This is a genomic window from Falsiroseomonas algicola (assembly GCF_011040385.1).
GTDB classification, from domain to species: domain Bacteria; phylum Pseudomonadota; class Alphaproteobacteria; order Acetobacterales; family Acetobacteraceae; genus Falsiroseomonas; species Falsiroseomonas algicola.
The window spans coordinates 1-326 of record NZ_JAAIKB010000074.1; the positions used below are offsets into that span (position 1 = coordinate 1).

The window sequence follows — 326 nt, forward strand, 5'->3', positions numbered from 1 at the left end:
GCGAGCACGACCGAGCCGTCGTTGCGCGATCTCTCCAGCGCCTTGAAGCCGGCATAGCCATCGACCTGCAGCACGCCGCGAAAGCTGGCGAGATGGGCGGCGGGCCGGATGCCCTTGCGGTCAGGGGCGTAGAGATAGGCGACTGCCGGTGGCCCGGTGCCGCCGCAGGCGCGGTCGTCCACGGCATAGGCCCAGAGCCGGCCGTCCATGGTCCGCCCCAGGCCTCGCTCGAGGGTCGGCAGCGGCGTGTCGTCCGCGAAGACCCTGGCGTTGCCGGTGATGTGGGCGAGGATCAGCCCGTGCAGCGGCCGCAGCCACCAGCAGGA

1 protein-coding gene is annotated in these 326 nt (G+C 72.1%); it reads right to left on the reverse strand.

From position 1 onward, the window contains the following. Positions 1-326 (reverse strand): IS66 family transposase (locus G3576_RS31075; protein WP_164698346.1); only part of this gene is annotated, 326 nt, incomplete at both ends.